The sequence below is a fragment of the Pseudomonas sp. LAMO17WK12:I10 genome, from assembly GCF_900215185.1.
GTDB classification, from domain to species: domain Bacteria; phylum Pseudomonadota; class Gammaproteobacteria; order Pseudomonadales; family Pseudomonadaceae; genus Aquipseudomonas; species Aquipseudomonas chlororaphis.
In genome coordinates, this window is record NZ_OBDX01000073.1 from 1 (window position 1) to 3,126 (window position 3,126).

At 57.2% G+C, this 3,126-nt stretch carries 2 protein-coding genes and 1 pseudogene; 1 reads left to right on the forward strand and 2 read right to left on the reverse strand.

The annotated features are described in order from the left end of the window. Nucleotides 1-260: 260 nt before the first annotated feature. Together istB and istA are read right to left on the reverse strand one after the other, a co-directional pair. Entirely contained in the window at nt 261-1,049 is a 789-nt protein-coding gene (gene istB / locus CRO75_RS32070) for an IS21-like element helper ATPase IstB (protein ID WP_097140644.1), read from the reverse strand. Then, on the reverse strand, nt 1,042-2,529 hold the full coding sequence (istA, locus tag CRO75_RS32075) for an IS21 family transposase (protein WP_102063202.1): 1,488 nt from the start codon (nt 2,527-2,529) through the stop codon (nt 1,042-1,044). Before istA ends, istB begins: the two co-directional genes overlap by 8 nt. A 107-nt stretch (nt 2,530-2,636) precedes the next feature. Between istA and CRO75_RS32085 the strand changes: the two are divergent. Further along, nucleotides 2,637-2,915: pseudogene (locus CRO75_RS32085) on the forward strand (transposase); the annotation flags it as partial. Nucleotides 2,916-3,126 lie beyond the last annotated feature (211 nt).

Genomic DNA, 3,126 nt, shown 5'->3' on the forward strand with positions numbered 1-3,126 from the left:
GAGCAGTACCCAATGCTAGTCAAGCTTGCACAAGCCCATCCCTTCTCCAGCCAAGCTGAATTAGCGGATGCATTCCACGCTGAAACGGGTATCACTGTCGGCGCTGATTGAAAACTGATCCTGCCGATTGAAAATTGACCCAGGGCGGATTGCTGATTTTTGCATCAGCAATTGTGGATAAGCTTAGCAGTCGTGTCCCAGTGGAAGAGGCACTAAGCCCCACCGCATGTGGGCATGCGGCAGGGTATTTTCGGTGCTGATCAGAACAGCTCATCGTCCTCGATACCATCTTCGTCCTTGCGCTTTCGTTCACGTGATTTGATCTTTGTCTGCGCGGCCAGAGTGCTGTGTTGCAGGCGGTAGGACTCGTTGCCCGTTTCGACGATGTGGCAGTGGTGTGTCAGCCGATCCAGCAACGCTGTGGTCATCTTGGCGTCACCGAACACACTCGACCATTCCGAGAAGCTGAGGTTGGTGGTGATCACCACGCTGGTGTGCTCGTATAGCTTGGATAGGGCACCACCGCTCTGACTGAAGGGCAAATACCCCAGTTCATCGAGTATCACCAGGTCTGTTCGTAACAGCCCTTGAGCTATGCGGCCCGTCTTGCCGTCGTACTTTTCGCGCTCCAGCAGATTGACCAGATCCACCGTGGAGTAGAAGCGCACGCGTTTGTGATGCGTCGTGATCCCGGACACGGCTAAGGCGGTGGCGAGGTGTGTTTTGCCTGTACCAGGCCCGCCGATGAACACGACATTCTGCGCGGTATCGGTGAATTCCAGGCTGGACAAATCCCTGACCAGGCGGGCGTCTGCGCTGGAAGCGATGAAGTCGAAACCGGCCAAATCACGATGCATGGGGAGTTTGGCCATGTTCATTTGGTGGTTCACTGAGCGCACCGCTCGATCCGCATGTTCTTGTTGGAGAAGATGCTCAAGCAGCCATTTCGACGAGGTCGTTGAGGCTTCGCCTTGCGAGGCCAGTTCTTCCCAGGCGCTGGCCATGCCATGCAGACGCAGTTCTTTGAGTTCCGCCTTAAGATCACGCATTGCGAGTCTCCTCATCGGTGGTACGGAGCCGGTCGTAGCGTGCCGTATTGGCGACAGGCGCTAGGCTGGTTTCGGCGGACGGAGGGACTGCTGTCGATGTCAGTCGAGCCAGGACATTCAGGATGTGGTCAGCACTCAAGCTGCCTGATTCCAGTACCAACTCCACAGCCACCAATACGGCGTCGAGCCCGGCGATGGGAACAGCCGCCAGTACCTGCGTCATGACTCGATCACCATTGGTGTGCCGCCTCAGACCGCGTTTTAGCAGTTGCAACGGCTTCGGCAGATCGGCAAACGGAGCGCCATTGCGCAGCGCACCGGGCTTGCGTTCGATGAGCGGGATGTAATGCTGCCAGTCAAAACTGACCTGATCTCGATCAAACAGGCGCTCGTGACTGGCAATCATCGTTTCATCGGCGATGACCACCACCCGCGTGGGATACAAACGGCTGCTGACCCACTGACCGACCCGCTCACACGGCACCGAGTAGCGATTTCGCGCCACGCTGATCAGGCAGGTGCTGGAGACCCGTACGGTGCGCTCGACGTAGCCATCAAAGGCAGTCGGCATCGGCATCAATTCGGCGCGTTCCAGCTCCAGGACGTCCGCCACTGTCAGCCCGTTGTACTGCGGGTGCACCAGTTCGTCCCAGAGCGCACGGCAGCGTTGGCCGAGCCAGGCATTCAATTCCTCGAAGGTGTGGAACATGCAGTTTTGAGCATCGAGCCAGATGCGTCGTCGGCTGTCTTGGACGTTCTTTTCAACGATGCCTTTTTCCCAGCCGGAGGCCACGTTGCAGAAGTCCGGATCGAATAGGTAGTGCGCACACATGACGGCAAACCGGGCATTGACCGTGTGGCCTTTACCCTTGTTGACCTTGTCGACAGCCGTTTTCATGTTGTCGTAGATGCCACGACGCGGCACCCCACCTAACGCGCCAAACGAGCGGGTATGGGCATCGAACAACATCTCGTTGCCTTGGCTGGGATACGCAACCAACCAAAATGCGCGACTGGCGCACAGTTTCATATGGGAGACCTGGATGCGTCGGAACAGGCCGCCGATCAGCAGACCTTCTTCGCTCCAGTCGAATTGAAAGGCCTCGCCGAGTGCAAAGGTCAGCGGCACAAAGGCCCGTAAAGACTTGCCTTGCTGGCCGCGCCACGAGCGTATGAAGGCGGTGAGCTGGCTGTAGCCGCCGTCGTACCCCTCGGCCTTGATCTGTTCGAAGAGTGCTTTGGCACTTCTGCGGTTGTGCTTTGCCCGAAACGAATCGGCCTTGAGCGCCTGCTCAAGCGTCTCGTGAAATGGACTGAGTTTGTTGAAGGTTGCGCACCGTTGGTACGCCGGCTGAGTGGCTTCGGGTGCTCTGACCCATTTTCGAATGGTGTTTCTCGACAGCCCGGTACGCTTGGCTATCTGATGCAGCGAGAGCTTGTCGCGGAAGTACATCCGCCGGATTTTTCCCAACATTTCCATGCTGATCACCCTGTGTTCTCCTGCTCGAAAAGTGAGCAGAAGCAGTTGAACACCTGGGTCAGTTTTCAGTCGGCAGAACAGCCTTTACTGGGTCAGTTTTCGGTCAGCGGCAACACCACCAAATACGGCAGGAAAAGGCGGCGCCGATCATCAAAAAACTGCATGACTGGATGTTGGCCCAGCGCGATCTTGTGCCCAACGGCTCCGCAACGGCCAGAGCCCTCGATTACAGCCTTAAACGCCGGGTGGCGCTGACACGCTACCTGGAAGATGGAGCCGTGCCCATCGACAACAACCAGATCGAGAACCAGATCTGGCCATGGGCACTCGGTCGCTCGAATTGGCTATTTGCGGGATCGCTACGCAGCAGCAAACGGGCGGCGGCTGAACCACATGTATACCCCCATGCACACCGCCCTCCTATGGCTGTGTAGTTCATTGTTATGGCCGTTGTAAGTGAGACGCCCTCAGCAAGTCGACGGACGGCATGTGATCGATCACACACCGCCTCTCGGGGTTGAGGTGGAGCACTAATAACCTAGAAGGTCATGCGGCTCATTGGGGGGCTAAGTAAGTTTTCAGCCTCCTGAGTCAATG